General features: G+C 70.9%; 12 protein-coding genes and 1 tRNA gene. 8 read left to right on the top strand and 5 right to left on the bottom strand.

Annotated features, from left to right (window positions below; all coding sequences use genetic code 11):
- Positions 1-109: 109 nt before the first annotated feature.
- Positions 110-1,474 (top strand): NAD(P)/FAD-dependent oxidoreductase, encoded by a 1,365-nt coding sequence (locus ABT118_RS11010; RefSeq protein WP_350658542.1) that lies wholly within the window; start codon positions 110-112, stop codon positions 1,472-1,474.
- A gap of 191 nt (positions 1,475-1,665) precedes the next feature.
- Here the strand turns inward: ABT118_RS11010 and ABT118_RS11015 are convergent, their stop codons facing one another.
- Together ABT118_RS11015 and ABT118_RS11020 are read right to left on the bottom strand one after the other, a co-directional pair.
- On the bottom strand, positions 1,666-4,221 hold the full coding sequence (locus tag ABT118_RS11015) for an ABC transporter permease (protein ID WP_350658556.1): 2,556 nt from the start codon (positions 4,219-4,221) through the stop codon (positions 1,666-1,668).
- Between the two features lie 47 nt (positions 4,222-4,268).
- Positions 4,269-5,042, bottom strand: coding sequence for an ABC transporter ATP-binding protein (locus ABT118_RS11020; RefSeq protein ID WP_350658583.1), 774 nt, complete (start codon positions 5,040-5,042; stop codon positions 4,269-4,271).
- A 347-nt stretch (positions 5,043-5,389) separates the two neighbouring features.
- Between ABT118_RS11020 and ABT118_RS11025 the strand changes: the two genes are divergently transcribed.
- From ABT118_RS11025 to ABT118_RS11035, 3 genes are all read left to right on the top strand, one after another.
- Positions 5,390-5,474 (top strand) — tRNA-Leu (locus ABT118_RS11025).
- 151 nt (positions 5,475-5,625) lie between these two features.
- Positions 5,626-6,516 carry a Bax inhibitor-1/YccA family protein gene (locus tag ABT118_RS11030; protein WP_350658602.1) on the top strand — a complete coding sequence of 297 codons (891 nt, stop codon included), beginning with the start codon at positions 5,626-5,628 and terminating at the stop codon, positions 6,514-6,516.
- 92 nt (positions 6,517-6,608) lie between these two features.
- On the top strand, positions 6,609-6,926 hold the full coding sequence (locus tag ABT118_RS11035; RefSeq protein WP_350658610.1) for a hypothetical protein: 318 nt from the start codon (positions 6,609-6,611) through the stop codon (positions 6,924-6,926).
- Between the two features lie 80 nt (positions 6,927-7,006).
- Here the strand turns inward: ABT118_RS11035 and ABT118_RS11040 are convergent, their stop codons facing one another.
- The 3 genes from ABT118_RS11040 to ABT118_RS11050 all read right to left on the bottom strand — a co-directional run bounded on the left by ABT118_RS11040 (position 7,007) and on the right by ABT118_RS11050 (position 10,620).
- Positions 7,007-7,981, bottom strand: a complete 975-nt coding sequence (locus ABT118_RS11040; protein WP_350658616.1) for a hypothetical protein — start codon at positions 7,979-7,981, stop codon at positions 7,007-7,009.
- Positions 7,982-8,263: 282 nt separating this feature from the next.
- Positions 8,264-9,484, bottom strand: coding sequence for an acetyl-CoA C-acetyltransferase (locus tag ABT118_RS11045; RefSeq protein WP_350658631.1), 1,221 nt, complete (start codon positions 9,482-9,484; stop codon positions 8,264-8,266).
- A gap of 92 nt (positions 9,485-9,576) precedes the next feature.
- The gene (locus ABT118_RS11050; RefSeq protein ID WP_350658640.1) at positions 9,577-10,620 is read right to left on the bottom strand and encodes an SGNH/GDSL hydrolase family protein; all 1,044 of its coding nucleotides are present in this window, start codon (positions 10,618-10,620) and stop codon (positions 9,577-9,579) included.
- A 246-nt stretch (positions 10,621-10,866) separates the two neighbouring features.
- Between ABT118_RS11050 and ABT118_RS11055 the strand changes: the two genes are divergently transcribed.
- The 4 genes from ABT118_RS11055 to ABT118_RS11070 all read left to right on the top strand — a co-directional run bounded on the left by ABT118_RS11055 (position 10,867) and on the right by ABT118_RS11070 (position 15,927).
- Positions 10,867-12,267, top strand: coding sequence for a cystathionine beta-synthase (locus ABT118_RS11055; protein ID WP_350658651.1), 1,401 nt, complete (start codon positions 10,867-10,869; stop codon positions 12,265-12,267).
- A 444-nt stretch (positions 12,268-12,711) separates the two neighbouring features.
- Positions 12,712-13,038, top strand: coding sequence for a hypothetical protein (locus ABT118_RS11060; protein ID WP_350658657.1), 327 nt, complete (start codon positions 12,712-12,714; stop codon positions 13,036-13,038).
- 233 nt (positions 13,039-13,271) lie between these two features.
- Complete coding sequence (locus tag ABT118_RS11065) at positions 13,272-14,459, top strand: L,D-transpeptidase (RefSeq protein WP_350665031.1); 1,188 nt, start codon at positions 13,272-13,274, stop codon at positions 14,457-14,459.
- A gap of 199 nt (positions 14,460-14,658) precedes the next feature.
- Entirely contained in the window at positions 14,659-15,927 is a 1,269-nt protein-coding gene (locus ABT118_RS11070) for a hypothetical protein (RefSeq protein WP_350658665.1), read from the top strand.
- Positions 15,928-15,968 lie beyond the last annotated feature (41 nt).

A 15,968-nucleotide genomic window follows, 5' to 3' on the forward strand; every position in this document is an offset into this window, starting at 1 on the left:
GTGACACCGCCCGGTGGCAGGTGTGGCCGCGCAGTGTAGCAGGTGGTGTCCAGAGGCTTGTGACGGGCCTCACGAAGGTGCCCCCGAACGGGGGTGGATACTTTCCGATATGAGCACCACGGAGCGTCCTCGCATCCTGATCGTCGGCGGTGGTTACGTCGGCCTGTATGCCGCGATGCGCATCCTCAAGAAGATGCGCTACGGCGAAGCGACCGTCACGGTCGTCGACCCGCGGTCGTACATGACGTACCTGCCCTTCCTTCCCGAGGCGGCCGGCGGCAACGTCGCGCCCCGCAACCTCGTCGCCCCGCTGCGCAGCGCCCTGAAGAAGGCGGAGGTGCTCACCGGTCACGTGACCGCTGTGGACCACGCCCGCAAGGTCGCCACCATCCACCCGGCGGCGGGCGACTCGTACGAGCTGTCCTTCGACTACCTGGTCGTCGCCACCGGCTCGGTCTCCCGCACCTTCCCGATCCCCGGCCTGGCCGAGCACGGCATCGGCATGAAGACGGTCGAGGAGGCGATCAGCCTCCGCAACCACGTCATGGCGCAGCTGGACAAGGCCGAGTCCACCACGGACGAGGCGATCCGCCGCAAGGCCCTGACCTTCGTGGTGATCGGCGGCGGCTTCGCCGGCGTCGAGACCATCGCCGAGGTCGAGGACATGGCCCGGGACGCGGCGAAGATCTACCGCACCGTCAGCCGCGACGACATGCGCTTCATCCTGGTGGAGGCGGCCAACCGCATCCTCCCGGAGATGGGCCCGGACCTCGGTCTGTGGACCAAGGAGAAGCTCGAAGAGCGCAACATCGAGATCTACATCGAGACCTCGATGGACTCCTGCGTCGACCAGCACGTGGTGCTGAAGAACGGCGTCGAGGCGGATGCCTCCACCATCGTGTGGACGGCCGGCGTCAAGCCCAACCCGATCCTCAACCACTTCGGTCTGCCGCTCGGCCCGCGCGGTCACGTGGACACCGCCCCGACCCTCCAGGTCCAGGGCTTCGACTACGTCTGGGCGGCCGGCGACAACGCCCAGGTGCCCGACCTCGCCGTCGGCGAGGGCGCCTGGTGCCCGCCGAACGCGCAGCACGCGGTCCGGCAGGCGATCGTGCTCGGCGACAACGTGATCTCGGGCATGCGGGGCTTCCCGCAGGCCGAGTACAAGCACAAGAACCTCGGTGCGGTGGCCGGTCTCGGCCTGCACAAGGGCGTGGCGATCCTCTTCGGCAAGTACAAGCTGAAGGGCCGTCCGGCCTGGTGGTTCCACCGCCTGTACCACGGCAGCCGGGTGCCGACCATGAACCGCAAGGTCCGGGTCTTCACCGACTGGACGCTGGCGATGTTCCTGAAGCGCGAGACCGTCGGTCTGGCCCAGATGGAGAAGCCGTTCGAGGCGTTCCAGGAGGCCGCGGCCCCCGCGCCGAAGCCCGTGGCCGCCGCCGAGCCGGTGAAGGAGCTCGCGAGCAAGTAGGACGACCGGCCCCGGGACGACCCGGGGTATGAGTCGGAGGATCTCCGCCCGGCAGCGCCGCCGGACCACGACCTCCGTGGTGCTCAGCCGGCCGTGCGACCGGGCGGAGTACAGCAGTTCAGAACGTCAGCAGTCGGAAAACCGAAGGCCCCCACCGGAAACCCTCTCCGGTGGGGGCCGCTGTCGTCCCGTCAGTCGGTCTTGATGCTCGACAGGATGTCCAGCTTGGACGCCCGGCGGGCCGGCCAGAGCGCGGCCACCAGGCCGACCAGCCCGGCCATCAGCAGGAACAGCAGCAGCTGGCCGTACGGCAGCTCGGTGACCAGGCCCGGGATGCTGGAGCTCAGGGTGGAGTTGACCGCCCAGGCCAGGAAGGTGCCGAGCAGGACGCCGATGGTCGCGCCGAACAGCGAGATCACCACCGACTCCAGGTGGACCATCCGCTTGATGCCCCGTCGGTCCAGCCCGATCGCACGCAGCATCCCGATCTCCCGCTTCCGTTCGAACACCGACATCGCCAGGGTGTTGACCACGCCGAGCACGGCGACCAGCACCGACATGGCGAGCAGGCCGTACATCATGTTCAGCGCGAAGGCGATGATCTTGCTGAACTCGTCCTTCATGTCCTGCTGGCTCTTCACCTCGATCACCGGGTTGTTGCCGGTGGCCGCCTTGACCGACTGCTGGAGCTCCTTGGTCGGGCCGTTCGCGCCCTTCACCAGGATGTCCCGGATGTCGGCCTCCTTGTCGTGCTGGGCCATCACGCTGTCGGCCACCACGGTGGGCGAGAGCAGGTCGATCGGCTGGAACACGCCGCCGACGGTGAGGGTGCCGGTGGAGCCGTCGCGGTAGTCGACCTTCATGGCCGAACCGACCGTCAGGCCCTGCTTCTTGGCGGTGTCGGAGGCGACCAGCGCCTGACCCTTCGCCAGCGCGTCGACCGAGCCGCTGTCCATGGTCAGGTCGAGCAGCTTGGGCAGCTGCTGCGCGTTCACCCCGCTGACCGCGCCGCTGCGGCCGTCCAGCTCCCAGTAGGCGTTGCCGATCGGGGCCGAGGCGGTCACGCCGGGGGCCTTGGCGATCTTCGCGGCCAGCTCGGGGGAGAGGCTCATCCGGTTGGCGCTGCTGACGTCGTAGTCGGCCACCACGCCCTTGGTGACGATCCGGTCCACCGCGCCGCTGACCGAGGCGCCGAGCACGGTCATCGCGGTGACCAGGGTCAGGCCGATGGTGAGGGCGGCGGCGGTGGTGGCGGTCCGGCGCGGGTTGCGCACCGCGTTGCGGCGGGCCAGCTTGCCCGGCGTACCGGCCAGCCGGGCCAGCAGCGGGCCGGCCAGCGCGATCACCGGACGGGAGAGCAGCGGCAGCAGGACGAAGATGCCGATCATCGCGATCGGGGCGCCGCCCATGATCACGTAGCGGCCGTCGTCCCCGCCCATCGCGGCCCCGCCCAGGATCATGGCGAATCCACCGGCGGTGAGCAGCGAGCCGAACACGTTCCGGACGATCAGGCTCTTCTGGCTGGTCGGGGCGTCGCCGCTGCTCATCGCGGCCACCGGGGCGACCCGGGAGGCGCGGAGCGCGGGCAGTACCGCGGAGACCACGGTGACCAGCACGCCGACCAGCAGCGCGACCACCACGGTGGCCGGGGCGACCACCAGCGGGCCGGTCGGCATGCCGTCGGCGAAGTGCGCCATCAGGGCCTGCATCCCGGCGCCGATGCCGACGCCGGCCAGCAGACCGGTCAGCGAGGCGGTCAGCCCGATCAGCAGCGCCTCGGCCAGCACCGAGCGGGTGATCTGGCCCCGGCTCGCGCCGACCGCGCGCAGCAGCGCCAGCTCCTTGATCCGCTGGGCGATCAGCATGGTGAAGGTGTTGGCGATGATGAAGATGCCGACGAAGAGCGAGATGCCCGCGAAGGCCAGCAGCATGGTCTTCATGTTGCTGGTGCCGGACTCGATCTGCTTGGCCTGGTCGGCGTTGAGCTGGTCGCCGGTCTGGGCGGTGTACTGGTTGCCCGGCGGGAGCTTGGTCAGCACCTGGTCCTGGAGCGCGGTCTGGGAGACACCGGGCTTGGCCAGGACGGCGATGCTGGAGAACTGACCGGGCGCCAGCAGGAACTGCTGCGCGGTCGCGGTGTCCATCAGGGCGAGCGTGCCGCCGGAGGTGATCTCCGGGTCGTCGGTGGTGAAGATGCCGGTCAGCCGGGCGTCCTGGGCCGGGCCGTTGCCGGCGATCCGGACGGTGTCGCCGACCTTGTACCCGCCCTTGTCGGCGGTCGCGCGGTCGAGCGCGATCTCGCCGGAGCGCTTCGGGCCCTGGCCCTCGGCCATCGGGTAGCGCGAGTCCTGACCGGTGGCGTCCGGGCTCCAGTTGGCGCCGAACGCGGCGAAGGCCTGGCCGATCAGGGTGCCCTGCTTGTCGGCCACGGCGGTGAAGCCGGCCGCCACGCCGCGGGCCTTGGCCACGCCGGGCAGCGTGGCCAACTGGTCCACGGTGGCCTTGGTCAGCTCGGTGTCGGCGCCGCTCTTCTCCGAGGCGCGGGCGTAGGCGGAGGCCGAGTTGTCGGTGACCAGGACCGAGACGTCGGAGTAGCTCTTGGAGTAGCTGTTGGTCATGGCCTTGCCGAGGGTGTCGGAGAAGACCATGGTGCCCGCCACGAAGGCGGTGCCGAGCATGACGGCCAGTACCGTCATCAGCAGGCGGCCCTTGTGGGCGAGCACATTGCGCAGTGCGGTGCGGAACATGGGGTGTCCTGGGGGGTGTTGGGTTCGGGCCGGTGGGTGGCGGAGCGTCAGCTCGTGCGGCCCTTGGCGTCGAAGCGGCGCATCCGGTCCAGGACGCTGTCGGCGGTGGGGTCGGTCAGCTCGTCGACGATCCGGCCGTCGGCGAGGAAGATCACGCGGTCCGCGTAGGACGCGGCGACCGGGTCGTGGGTGACCATCACGACGGTCTGGCCCAGCTCGCGCACCGAGTTGCGCAGGAAGGAGAGGATCTCGGAGCCGGAGCGCGAGTCCAGGTTCCCGGTGGGCTCGTCGGCGAAGACGATGTCGGGCTTGGAGGCGAGCGCGCGGGCGCAGGCGACCCGCTGCTGCTGGCCGCCGGAGAGCTGCGAGGGGCGGTGCGAGAGCCGGCCGGAGAGGCCGACGGTCGCCACCACCTGGTCGAGCCACTGCTGGTCGACCTTGCGGCCCGCGATGTCCATCGGCAGGGTGATGTTCTCCAGCGCGGTCAGCGTGGGCAGCAGGTTGAAGGCCTGGAAGACGAAGCCGATGTGGTCCCGGCGGAGCTTGGTGAGCTGCTTGTCGCGCAGCCCGACCAGCTCGGTGTCACCGATCATCGAGGAGCCGGAGGACACGGTGTCGAGGCCGGCCATGCAGTGCATCAGGGTCGACTTGCCGGAGCCGGAGGGGCCCATGATGGCGGTGAACTGGCCCTGCGGGAACGCCACGCTGACGTTGTCCAGCGCGACCACCCGGGTCTCGCCCTCTCCGTAGACCTTGTTCAGGCCGGTGGCTCGGGCGGCCGCCTGGCCGGTCTGGACGGCGGATGCGGTCGTGGTGGTCACGGGGGACTCCTTGCGGACGGGGCGTACGGGGAGAGGTCTGGACGGCCGCCGCACAGGGCGTCGGCCGCTACTTCATCCTCCCGGCGGTGATCATGGAATCCGTCGCTCCGGGGGACGGTTGGCGGCACCGCCGCTGGGTGTACACGGGGCCTCCGGCTCTCCTCCTGCGGTATGACACGAGCCCCGAGAGACGGGCTGTGGCCGATTAAGGATGGATGGTGGCCGAATCACCGACGATTCGTCAGATGGCAAGGAAACATGACAAATTAGCGGGCGGAGAGTGTGCGAAAGAGCGCGCCGGGCGACTAGTCTCGTGGGTAGCCCGTACAGGGGCGGATGGGGTTCCCGCCCGGGTGGTGGAACGCAGACACGGGCAGCTTAAAACTGCTTGGCCGTGAGGCCGTGCCGGTTCGAGTCCGGCCCCGGGCACCAGTTTCCGCGGCACTCCCCGCGGCACCGTTCGACCGCGCGGTCCGCGCGGTGGCGGCAGGCGAGATCATCCTCGCGGCGTAGGCTTCTTCCTTTGCCAAGGCATTACCCTGGAGCGGTGCGGGTGGCACCACGCTGCCCCGGAGGGAATGACATGAGAAGCAGCAACCCGGTCTTCTCGCGGGAGGGCTCCTTCACCCGCGACAACGGCACCGGCTACGCGGGGTTCAACACCGGTCCGGCGCAGACCGGCACCCCGGCCGCCGGGGCCCCGAGCGCCGGCAACCCGTACGGCAACAACCCCTACGCCCAGCCGCAGGGCGGTCCGCTGACGGACGAGCAGCTGGTCGAGATGTACCAGGCTCCTTCGGCCGGCCCGCTGCAGACCGGCCGGATGACCATGGACGACGTGGTCGCCCGGACGGCGCTCACCCTGCTGACCCTGGTCGCGTTCGGCGCGATCGCCTGGTTCGCACTCCCCGCCGCCAACTTCGGCCCGGCCATCGGCGCCGCCCTGGCGGCCTTCGTGGTCGGCATGGTGATCAGCTTCAAGCGGAGCGTCAGCGCCCCGCTGATCATCACGTACGCGGCGCTGGAGGGCTTCTTCCTCGGCGCCGTCACCCACGCCTTCAACACCATCTGGCCGGGTATCGCGATCCAGGCCGTGCTGGGCACGGCGGCGGTCTTCGCGGCGATGCTGATCGCCTACAAGTCCGGCCGGATCCGGGTCACCCCGCGCTACACCAGGATCGGCATCGCGATCGCGATGGGCTTCGTGCTGCTGATGCTGATCAACATGGTGGCCTCGATGCTGGGCGCCGACATGGGCCTGCGCTCGGGCCCGCTGGGCATCCTGGTCGGCATTGTCGGCATCGCGCTCGGCGCATTCTTCCTGTCGCTGGACTTCGCCGAGATCGAGGCGGGCATCCAGGGCGGCGCCCCGCAGCAAGAGTCCTGGCGGGCGGCCTTCGGGCTGACCCTCTCGCTGGTCTGGATCTACCTGGAGATGCTGCGCCTGATCGCGATCCTGCGCGGCGACGACTAGTCGCTCCCGAGCCGTGGCGCAGCCAGGGGCTCGGGGACCGGTGGCCGGTGCCGCCGTTCCCCGGGCCCCTGGCGCATGACTAGGCTCGCGGTATGGCAGATCCCCAGACCCTGACGGCCGCCGTGGACCGGCTGGCCGACCGCTTCCGTTCGATGCCGCAGAGCCGGCTGCTCGGGCCCGTCGACGGCCACCCCAGCAGGGCCGCCGCCGTGCTGGCGCTGGCGGCCGGGCTGGCCGGCCGGGCGCTGGCGGCGGCGGGGGAGCCGGCCCGGGAGTTCCCGGACGCCGGGCCGTTCGCGGTGGGCGACCAGCTCGCGGTGGCCGGGCGGGAGCTGGCGGCGGTGGCCGGGCCGGCCGAGCTGGCCGCGGCGGTGGCCGAGGTCGAGGCGGTCGACCGCCTGACCGCCTGAACGCACGACGAAGGCCGGTCGAGTCCGCAACCCCGTGGACTCGACCGGCCTTCGTGCGTGCAGGCCCTGGTGCAGGCGGCTCAGATGCTGGCGACCACCCGGTCGGCCAGCACGTAGACCGTCTCCTCGTCGGTGGAGAAGGTCAGCGAGTACGAGCCGGAGAAGCGGGAGCCGCCGAGCAGCCGGACGTCCTCACCGGCCCGGACGGCGTCGATCAGGCGGTAGGCGGCCTCCCGGTCGCCGGGGGCGACGCAGAGCGTGGTGCCGTCGGCGAAGGCGTACACGTCCAGGGTGCCGAGCGGGCCGGGCCGGACGTCGGTGAGCGCGACGGCCTCCTCGGCCAGCGAGGTCAGCCGGGTGTCGGTCCACTCGCGGGACGGGGTCTGGCTCGGCACGAAGTCGGGGTGCGAAGGGTGGCGGCGCGGGTCGGGCGCGGGCACCGGGTCGGCGTCCACGGCCGGCTCGGGGTCCAGCAGCCCGGCCTCCAGGCCGGTCGCCAGCAGGTCGGCCTCGCGGCGGGCCCGGGCCTCGCCCGCGGTCTCGCCACCGGCCGGGTGGCCGCCGGCGGCGGGGTGTCCGGCACCGGCGGGGTGGCCGCCGGCGGCCGACGGGCGGGCGGCGGGGGTGCCGCCGTCCTCACCGATCAGGTCCTCCAGCGCGGAGCGCAGCGCCTCGCCGAACTCGGGGTCCATGGTGCCGGCGTGGTCGGCCGCGTCCTGCGGGCCGGTCGGCCGCGGGAAGAACAGCGGCCACTCCTCGGCGGCGCTCAGCCCGGTGCTGGTGAAGGGCGAGTCGAAGAGCGGGGCGTCCTCGGTGGCCCTGGCCTCCTGCTCGGCCCAGAAGGCCCGGGCCTCGGCTATCTCCCGCTCGCGGTCGGCGGCGAGCGCCTCGTTGACCGCGCGACGGATCACGGCTTCGTCAACCAGGGCCGGGGCGGCGGCACTTGACGTCTCGGACCGGGTGGCGAGCCGACGGGAGAGGCTGCGCAGCTGGAACAGCACGGCGGCGCAGAGGGCGATCAGGACCAGCAGCAGGGAGATGTACACGACGCTCACGGAACGTACTCCTAGCGAGGAGCGGAACGGGGTTACCTCTCCACACTGCCGCATGGGGGCGAGTTACTGCAGTGGCAGATGTCCGATTTGTACGTGACTTTCGCCCTTGTCCTCAAATTGTTAGGTAGTCCCGTTCTACGCAGCGGAGTTGACCGACTTCGGGGCGTCGACAAAACGGTTCCGAAAGGGCGTGCGGAGGGCCGGACCACGATTCCGATGTGATCCGGCCCTCAATTACACAGGGTCACGCCAAACGGGTGGTGTGTACCTGTCGTGTCACTCTCAGCTCAGGCGCTCGATCACCATCGCCATGCCCTGGCCGCCGCCGACGCACATGGTCTCCAGGCCGAACTGCTTGTCGTGCCACTGGAGGGAGTTGATCAGGGTGGTGGTGAGGCGGGCGCCGGTCATGCCGAAGGGGTGCCCGACCGCGATCGCGCCGCCGTTGACGTTCAGCTTCTCCAGCGGGATGCCCAGGTCCCGGTAGGAGGGGATGACCTGGGCCGCGAAGGCCTCGTTGATCTCCACCAGGTCGATGTCGTCGATGGTCAGACCGGCCCGCTTGAGCGCCTGGCGGCTGGCCTCGACCGGGCCGTAGCCCATGATCTCGGGGGAGAGGCCGCTGACGCCGGTGGAGACCACCCGGGCGAGCGGGGTCAGGCCGAGCTCGCGGGCCTTGGTGTCGGACATGATCACCAGGGCGGCGGCGCCGTCGTTCAGCGGGCAGCAGTTACCGGCGGTAACGGTGCCGTCGGGGCGGAACACCGGCTTCAGGCCGGAGACCGCGTCCAGGGTGACCCCGGCGCGCGGGCCGTCGTCGGTGCTCACCACGGTGCCGTCGGGCAGCGTGACGGGGGTGATCTCGCGGGCCCAGAAGCCGGACTTGATGGCCGCCTCGGCCAGGTTCTGCGAGCGCACGCCGAACTCGTCCTGCTCGGCCCGGGTGATGCCCTTGAGCGCGGCCAGGTTCTCGGCGGTCTGGCCCATCGCGATGTACGCGTCCGGCACCCGGCCGTCCTCGCGCGGGTCGTGCCACTCGCCGCCGCCCTTGGCGGCCCGGTCGGCGGTGCGCGCCACGGCCTCGTCGAAGAGCGGGTTCAGGGTGCCCGGCATGCCGTCCGAGGTGCCGTTGACCGAGCGGGACACGGTCTCGACGCCGGCCGAGATGAAGATGTCGCCCTCGCCCGCCTTGATCGCGTGCAGTGCCATCCGGGTGGTCTGCAGCGAGGAGGAGCAGTACCGGGTGACGGTGGCGCCCGGCAGGTAGTCCATGCCCATCTGGACCGCGATGATCCGGGCCAGGTTGTGCCCCTGCTCGCCGCCGGGCAGGCCGCAGCCCAGCATCAGGTCCTCGATCGAGCGCGGGTCCAGCTCGGGCACCTTGGCCAGCGCGGCGCCGATGATCTGCGCGGTCAGGTCGTCCGGGCGGATGTCCTTGAGGGAGCCCTTGAAGGCCCGGCCGATCGGCGAACGGGCGGCGCTGACGATGACGGCTTCGGGCATGACGGCTCCTCGATGGGTGGCTCCGGGCTGGTGGGGCGTTCACGTCCGACCGTACTCCGGCTCAAGCGGTCAGCCCGGGAGGAAAGTTACCGCTAAGTAGCTCGAACGTCACCCGTTCCCGCGTGTGAGTTGGCCGACGCCGGCTCGGGGGTGCGCTCGGCGCTGTCCGGCAGGCCGAGCCGCAGCCGCAGCTTGACCTCGGCCCAGCGCCGGCCCAGGTCGCCCAGCCGCTCGGCGGCGGCCACCTCGGTGCCGGAGCGCCCGGCCGCGGCCGCCGCGGCCACCGCCATCGGCAGCACCTGCTCGGGCCCGGCCTGCGGCGCGTACTCCTCCGGCCAGAGCTCCAGCGCGGCGCAGAGCGAGGGCAGCAGGGCCATCGCGGCGGTCGCGTAGCCCTGGGCGGACGGGTGGTAGCGGTCGGCCGCGAACATCTCCGGCCGGGCCGCGAACTCCGGCCCCAGCAGCGACCCGAGCGACACCGTCCGGCCGCCCTGTTCCACCACCGCGATGGTCTGGGCGGCGGCCAGCTGGCGGCTGAGCCGCCGGGCCACCCAGCGCAGCGGCGGCCGGACCGGCTTGATGGTGCCCAGGTCGGGGCAGGTGCCGACCACCACCTGGCAGCCGGCGGCGCGCAACGCCCGTACGGTGTCGCCGAGCTGACGGACCGCCAGGGCGGCGGGGGTGTGCTTGGTGACGTCGTTGGCGCCGACGATGATCACGGCCAGGTCGGGCCGGTGCGGCAGGGCCAGCTCCAGCTGGCCCGCCAGCTCGCCGGACTGCGCGCCGGAGCGGGCCACGTTGACCAGCCGGACCCGGCGCTCGGCCACCGAGGCGAGCCCGGCCGCGAGCAGCGCGCCGGGGGTCTCCTGCCCCCGGGTGACCCCGAGCCCGGCGGCCGTGGAATCACCCAGAAAGGCGAGCACCAGCGGCGGCTGGTCGCTCGCCGGGTCGGCGAAGGCCGCCCCGTACACCCCGTCCGCGTGTGGCGGGTCGCCCTCCAGCAGCCCGACCGCCCGGATCGCCAGCTTGCTCTCGGTCACCAGCAGGCCGATCAGCCCGACCCCGATCAGCCCCAGCCCGCCGCCGCCGTACGCGGCCGCCGTGGCGATCCGCCGGGCCACGCGGGCTCGTGACACCTGTGCCCCTGCCACCCCGGACCCCCTTCACCTGGCCCCATCCGGGGCGCCGCCAGTGCTCTGTCCCTCTTAGGTACCCAGCGAACCGGGGGCCTATCGGGGAGCATCGCCCATCCGGCGGGTGAACGGGCCGGAAGCGGGACCCATCGGGGCGGGAAGTCCCGCAGGTGCGCGTCCATCCCTTGAGACGCCCTAGGCTTTGAAGTACTCATAGCTGTCGTAGCGCCCCAGACCGGGAGGACCCCCGTGCGGTACCACAATTCGATCATCGACCTGGTCGGCAACACGCCGTTGGTGAAGCTCAACAAGGTCACCGACGGCATCAGCGCCACCGTGCTGGCGAAGGTCGAGTACTTCAACCCCGGGGGGTCGATCAAGGACCGCATCGCGATGCGCATGATCGAGGCCGCCGAGGCGTCCGGCGCCCTCAAGCCGGGCGGCACCATCGTGGAGCCCACCTCGGGCAACACCGGCGTCGGCCTGGCGATCGTGGCCCAGCAGAAGGGCTACCACTGCATCTTCGTCTGTCCGGACAAGGTGTCGACCGACAAGATCAACACCCTGCGGGCCTACGGCGCCGAGGTGGTGGTCTGTCCGACCGCGGTCGCCCCCGAGCACCCGGACTCCTACTACAACGTCTCCGACCGCCTGGTCCGGGAGACCCCGAACGCCTGGAAGCCGGACCAGTACTCCAACCCGGACAACCCGGCCTCGCACTACCACTCGACCGGCCCCGAGCTCTGGGAGCAGACCGAGGGGAAGATCACCCATCTGGTCGCGGGCGTCGGCACCGGCGGCACCATCTCCGGCACTGGCGGCTACCTCAAGGAGGCCTCCGGCGGCGCGGTCAAGGTGATCGGCGCCGACCCCGAGGGCTCGGTCTACTCCGGCGGCACCGGCCGCCCGTACCTGGTCGAGGGCGTCGGCGAGGACTTCTGGCCGACCGCCTACGACCGGAACGTCGCGGACGAGATCGTGGCCGTCTCGGACAAGGACTCGTTCCAGATGACCCGCCGGCTGGCCAAGGAGGAGGGCCTGCTGGTGGGCGGCTCCTGCGGGATGGCCGTGGTGGCCGCGCTGGAGGTGGCCAAGCGGCTCGGCCCGGACGACGTGGTCGTGGTGATCCTGCCCGACGGCGGCCGCGGCTACCTCTCGAAGATCTTCAACGACGACTGGATGGCCGACTACGGCTTCCTGCCGTCCGGGACCGACGAGGCGCACATCGCCGAGGTGCTGGCCCGCAAGGACGCGATCGAGCACAGCGGCGTCCCGCAGTTCGTCCACATGCACCCGAGCGAGACGGTCGCCGAGGCCGTCCGGGTGCTGCGCGACTTCGGCGTCTCGCAGATGCCGGTGGTCTCCCCGGGCGCCGGGCACCCCGACATCATGGCGGGCGAGGTGATCGGCTCGGTGGTCGAGCGGGAGCTGCTGGAGGGCCTGTTCACCCAGCGGATCGCGCTCACCGACAGCCTGGAGAGCGTGATGTCCAGGCCGCTGCCGGTGGTCGGCTCCGGCGAGACGGTGACCAGCCTGATGACCGTGCTGGAGAAGTCCGACGCCGCCGTGGTGCTGGTCGAGGGCAAGCCGCAGGGCATCGTGACCAGCCACGACCTGCTGGCCTTCCTGGCCAGCCGGGCCGGCCACTGACCCGTCGTCAGCCCGCCCGGGCCGCCGCCGGGGTGAGGATCCGTCCTCCCACGAAGTGGTACACCGGCGTCACCTCCACGCAGCACGGGCTTAACACGGCTCGGGCAATGTAGTGGTCACGGCAAGACGCCGAGCACGGTGACAGCAGAGGTCGGGAGCGGCTCCCCGGTACTGCGGTCACCACGGACACGTCGGTCGGCCCTGACCCGGCCCGCCGTGTCCGCCCGTAGGGGCTGTCGTCGTCCCGCCCCTGGCACCGGTCTCGACCGGGACCAGGGTGAGGCGGCTCCTGCGGCACCTACCGCGCCGCAAGGCGCGTCTCCGTGGCTCCCGGGTGGGGGAGTCGGACGGAGACGGCAGGGCCGGTCCCCGGTATCCGGGGGCCGGCCCTGCCTGTTCATCCCGGTTTCCCGGCAGCGCCCGGGCTCGCCTACGCTCGCACACATGACCAGCACTGACCTGCCCGAGCAGGACGCCCCGCGTTACGTACGCCTCAGCATCGAGATCATCGCCGAGATCACCGACGAGCAGGCCCTGAAGGCCGCCGCACTCGCCCAGGTGCAGAGCGACGAGTACCTGGACGACGAGGAGCGCACCCAGTCGGTGGAGGCGATCGAGGTGGACCCGTCCGGTTCGCTCGCGCACTTCATCGACCCGGTGGCGCTGCTCGGCGAGGTTCCCGGCATCGAGCTGACCTCGGCCACCTGGGAGTCCGCCCAGACCGAGTTCGACCCGGCCGACGAGAACTGGGACGAGTACGCCGTCGAGTAGCCGGCCCCGCACCACCGATCGCCCGTCCGGACTGCTCCGGGCGGGCGATTCGTCCGTTATGGCGGGTTCTTCAGTAGTCTCATACGATCTCAACCGTTTGGTGACGGAACCGCTTCGTCCTGGATTGCGTTGTTTGTATCCGTAACGCCCGCAGGTGAAGAGCAGGGAGACCCACCGTGACGTCAGCCGATGAGCAGCGCTCCACCCCCGGCCGCAGCTGGAGCCGACGCGGGATGCTGGCGGGCATGCTGGGCGCCCCGGTGCTGCTCCTGGCGGCCTGCAACGACTCCGACCAGGGCGGCGCCGGTGCGGGCGGCAGCGCCGGCGGCAGCAGCTCGCCGAAGACCTCGGTCGCCAAGATCACCGTCGCTCCGGCCGACGGTGTGACGGACGCCTCGTTCACCGATCCGGTCCAGGTCACCGTGGCCGACGGGAAGCTGAGCTCGGTCAAGGTCACCGGCGAGGACGGCAAGGAGATACCCGGGCAGCTCGCCGCGGACGCGGCGAGCTGGGCCTCCACCGGGCCGCTCGCCAGCGGCACCAAGTACACCGTCGCGGTCGTCGCGGTCGACAAGGACAAGCTGGAGGCGGACGCGAACACCAAGTTCGGCACCGCCTCGCCGGCCAACACCTTCATCGGCTACTTCACCCCCGAGAACGGCGCGGTGGTCGGGGTGGGCATGCCGGTCTCGATCAACTTCAACAAGGCGGTCACCAACCGGAAGGCGGTCCAGCAGGCGATCATGGTGACCGCCGCGCCGGGCGTCGAGATCGTCGGGCACTGGTTCTCCAGCACCCGGCTGGACTTCCGCCCGCAGCAGTACTGGGCCAAGGGCACCAAGGTCACCCTCCAGCTCCGGCTGAAGGACGTGGAGGGCGCCAAGGGCGTCTACGGCACCCAGTCCAAGGACGTGGTCTTCACCATCGGCCGCAGCCAGACCAGCGTGGCCGACCTCGCCGCCGACACCCTCACCGTCACCACCGACGGCGTGGTCACCGCGACCTACCCGATCATCGGCGGCGCCCCCGAGCACCGGACCTGGGCCGGCAAGCTGGTCATCTCCGAGCAGTACCAGCAGACCAAGATGGACTCCGCCACGGTCGGCCTGGGCGACGAGTACAACATCCCGGACGTGCCGCACGCGCAGCGGCTGACCACCTCGGGCACCTTCATCCACGGCAACTACTGGTCGCCGAACTCGCAGTTCGGCAACGCCAACACCAGCCACGGCTGCATCGCGCTCAAGGACACCAAGGGCGCTTCGGACCCGAACACCAACGGGGCGAAGTTCTACGCGGGCTCGATCGTCGGCGACGTGGTCGAGGTGGTCAACTCCGGTGACCGGACGGTCGATCCGGCCAACGGCCTGAACGGCTGGAACATGGACTGGGCGACCTGGAAGGCCGGCAGCGCGGTCTGAGCCCGGTGTCCGACTTGTCATAAGAGCCGGATAAATTACGGGGCACGTCCCGATTCCGCCACGAGCGGCGAAATCGGGGTGCCCCGGCGGGTGAAAGCTGCTTGTCTGGGCACCGTATCCAGAGCAGCCAAGCCTTGCCGCCCGGGTTGTACACGTCGCCGGGGCGCAGCCTTACGGGGGGATTTCCATCAACACCACCATGCGCCGCACGGTCCGGGGGGCCGTCGCCGCGACCGCCTGTACCGTCGTTCTGGCCACCGGCCTCGCCGCCTGCGGCACCGTCAAGCAGCTCACCGCCGCCGAGAAGGTCTCCGACGCGTTCGGCCGGATCACCGACGGCAAGACCCTCAAGGCCGAGCTCTCCTTCGGCGCCACCGCCGACGAGATCCTCGCCTTCGACAAGCTCGCCAGCTCCAAGGGCAAGCCGATGGACCGCAAGACCGCCGAGCTGATGGCCGAGCTGAAGATCTCGGTCGCGGTCAGCGCGGACAAGCCGCTGAAGGACATCCAGTCCTTCAAGGACGCCCAGTCCGGCGCCGACCCGTTCAACGCGCTCGGCCAGGACCCGGGCTTCGACGTCGCGTACGCGCTGGCCGGCAAGAGCGGCAAGAGCTACGCCGACCTGCGCTGGGTCGACGGCAACTTCTACGTGAAGGCCGACGTCGACGGCATCGCCCAGCTGGCCGGCGAGAACGCCGGTGAGCTCAAGGACGCCGCCCGCGCCTTCCCGAAGGTGGTCCAGGACGCGGTCGCCGGCAAGTGGATCTCCATCGAGGGCAAGACCCTCAAGGAGTTCGCGGACCAGGCGACCAAGGCCGCCGGTGCCAAGACCGGCGGCGCCTCGGCCGCCCCGTCGGTGGACCCGAAGGTCGCCTCCGGCCTGGTCAACACGGTCAAGGACGTCCTCTCCCGCAACGTCACCTTCGAGGACAAGGGCAAGCAGGACGGCGCCGACCACATCTACGTCGCCGCCCCGGCCAAGGCCCTCGCGGACGACCTGCTGAAGAGCGTCCGGCCGGTCCTCAAGGACGTCCCGGGCCTGGACAAGCTGCCCAGCGCCGCGCCGACCGACATCCCGGACAAGAAGATCGGCCTCGACGTCTTCGTCAAGGACGGCTCGGTCTCGGCGATCTCGTTCGACCTGGCCCAGGTCGACGCCGACCTGCCGGCCGACGCGCACCTGCCGGTCAAGGTGACCTTCAGCAAGGACGCGGCCGAGGCCCCGAAGGCACCCGAGGGCGCCACCAAGTTCGCCATGTCCGACTTCGAGCAGATCGTCTCCTCGATGCTGGGCTCCTCCACCGGCATCAAGCCCAAGATCGGCAGCAAGCCGGCCGCGGCCCCGCTGACGGAGGCCCAGATCAAGGAGCTGGCGGCCAAGGGCATCCCCGAGGCGCAGATCAAGATGCTGAACCAGAGCGGCATGGGCTACGAGCAGATCAAGAAGCTGCTCGGCAGCACCAGCTGATCCCCGCGCCATGACGAAGGCCCCGCCGGTCTCCCGGCGGG

The sequence above is a fragment of the Kitasatospora sp. NPDC002040 genome (assembly GCF_040296785.1).
Lineage (GTDB): Bacteria > Actinomycetota > Actinomycetes > Streptomycetales > Streptomycetaceae > Kitasatospora.